This window comes from Kitasatospora sp. NPDC041988 (assembly GCF_055588525.1).
The window spans coordinates 1-2,292 of sequence record NZ_JBVJCO010000109.1 but is presented as its reverse complement, the minus strand read 5'-3'; the positions used below and the strand labels follow the sequence as shown (position 1 = coordinate 2,292).

At 75.6% G+C, this 2,292-nt stretch carries 2 protein-coding genes; both read right to left on the bottom strand.

Annotated elements, in window-relative coordinates; all coding sequences use genetic code 11:
- Positions 1-278 precede the first annotated feature (278 nt).
- A complete protein-coding gene (locus ACZ6NC_RS41880; RefSeq protein WP_465739139.1) occupies positions 279-1,700 on the bottom strand; it encodes an acyl-CoA synthetase in 1,422 nt (473 codons plus the stop codon).
- A gap of 166 nt (positions 1,701-1,866) precedes the next feature.
- Positions 1,867-2,292, bottom strand: a 426-nt coding sequence (locus ACZ6NC_RS41875; protein WP_465739138.1) for an electron transfer flavoprotein subunit alpha/FixB family protein, incomplete at its 5' end; no start/stop codon positions are given.

The following is a 2,292-nucleotide window of genomic DNA, read 5'->3' as shown; positions in this document are numbered from 1 at the left end:
GTTTTTGTCCTCCCCCCCCCTCTCCCCTCTCCCCCCCCCCCCCCTACCCCCCCCCCCCCCCCCCCCCCCCCCCCCCCCCCCCCCCCCCCCCCCCCCCCCCCCGCCGCATGTCGGCCAGGGATTCGGTTCTGCCTGCGTGTCACGGTAGGCACGCGTCCGCTCACGGCGCGCAGTGGAGTGCGCCAAAGGAGGTTCACGGATGGTGAGCAGGGAGACGGTCGATCAGGTGAGCATCCGTCACCGGACGACCACCCGGACGACCGGCGGATGACCTCCCGTCACCCGTGTGCCGACTCCGCCAGCAGCTGCTTCTTCAGGACCTTTCCCATGGCGTTCCTGGGCAGTTCGGGCACCAGCACGACCTTCCGGGGCCGCTTGTGCACCGAGAGCCGCTCCGCCACGAAGGCCGTCAGCTGTTCCCCCGTCACCGCGCCGTCCGGGATGACATAGGCGACCACCGCCTGGCCGAGGTCCTCGTCGGGCGCGCCCACCACGGCGGCGTCCGCGACCGCCGGGTGGTCGCGCAGGGCGGCCTCCACCTCGCCGGCGCCGATCCGGTACCCGCCGCTCTTGATCAGGTCGACCGAGGCGCGCCCGACGATCCGGTGGAAGCCGTCCTCACCGATCACCGCGACGTCCCCGGTGCGGAACCAGCCGTCCGCCGTCCAGGACTCGGCGTTGGCGTCCGGCCGGTTGAGGTAGCCGGCGAACAGGGTCGGCCCGGCGACCTGCAGCTCGCCGACGCTCTCGCCGTCGGACGGGACGGGCTCGCCGTCCTCGCCGACCAGCCGGGTCCGCACGCCGGCCACGGGCAGGCCGACGCTGCCGGGGCGGCGCTCGCCGTCCGCCCGGGTGGAGACGGTGATCAGCGACTCGGTCATGCCGTACCGCTCGATCGGGGCGTGGCCGGTCAGCTCGGTCAGCTTCCCGAAGACCGGCACGGGCAGCGGGGCACTGCCGGAGACCAGCAGCCGGGCGGAGGCCAGCTGCCCGGCGGCCTCCGGGTCGGCGGCCAGCCGGGACCAGACGGTCGGCACGCCGAAGTACAGGCTGCCGCCGGCGGCCGCGTACCCGGCCGGGGTGGGCCGCCCGGTGTGCACCAGCCGGCTGCCGGTGCGCAGGGCGCCGAGCACGCCGAGCACCAGGCCGTGCACGTGGAAGAGCGGCAGACCGTGCGCCAGGGTGTCGTCGGCGGTCCACGCCCAGGCCTCGGCGAGCGCGTCCAGGTCGGCGGCGACGGCCGAGCGGTGGATCATCGCCCCCTTGGGCGCACCGGTGGTGCCCGAGGTGTAGAGCACGAACGCCGTGGCGTCCGATGCGGGCTCGGCGTACGTGGTGGCGGAACGCTCCGTCAGGTCGACCGGCAGCGCCGCCACCCCCGCGTCCTGCGGCACCGTGTCCGCGGCCGCGTGCGCGAGCAGGGCGGCGCCCGAGTCGCGCAGGATGTGCGCGCGCTCCTTGGGGCCGGAGTCGGGCGGCAGCGGTACCACGGGTACGCCGGCCAGCAGACCGCCGACCACGGCGGCGACGGTCTCGGCGGTGGGCCGGGCCAGCACCGCCAGGGCGGGGGCGCCGGCCACCCGGTCGGCCACCGCGGTCGCCGCCCCGAGCAACTCCTCGCGGGAGAGCTCGCGGCCGTCGATCCGCAGCGCGTCGCCGGAATCGCCGAAGTCGCCCTGAAGTGCCGTCAGGAGTGTCATGCCTCTGCCCTCGCCCTTGCTCGCGGTGTGCGGCCTTGTCCTCGCCGGCCGTGTCGCGGCCGGTCGTGGGGCCGACTCTACGGGCCGGGCGGCAGACCCCGGCAAGACAAGCAGGGCGCGTCCGGGACCTCCCGGACGCGCCCTGCGGTGTGCCGCTCGCGGCGGATCAGCCCTTGCGGGCCTTCACCTCGCCGGTGAGCTGCGGCAGCACCTCGAAGAGGTCGCCGACCACGCCGTAGTCGACCAGCTCGAAGATCGGGGCCTCGGCGTCCTTGTTGACGGCCACGATGGTCTTCGAGGTCTGCATGCCGGCCCGGTGCTGGATCGCGCCGGAGATGCCGGCCGCGATGTAGAGCTGCGGGGAGACCTGCTTGCCGGTCTGGCCGACCTGGTTGCTGTGCGGGTACCAGCCGGCGTCGACGGCCGCGCGCGAGGCGCCGACGGCCGCGCCGAGCGCGTCCGCGAGCTCCTCGACCACGCCGAAGCCCTCGGCGGCACCGACGCCGCGGCCGCCGGAGACCACGATGGCGGCCTCGGTCAGCTCGGGGCGGCCGGTGGAGACCCGCGGGGTGCGCGAGGTGACCTTGGCGGC

Bases quoted from the DNA above. Each gene is read 5' to 3' on its own strand.
- ACZ6NC_RS41880 (WP_465739139.1), bottom strand. From the start codon at position 1,700: ATGACACTCCTGACGGCACTTCAGGGCGACTTCGGCGATTCCGGCGAC.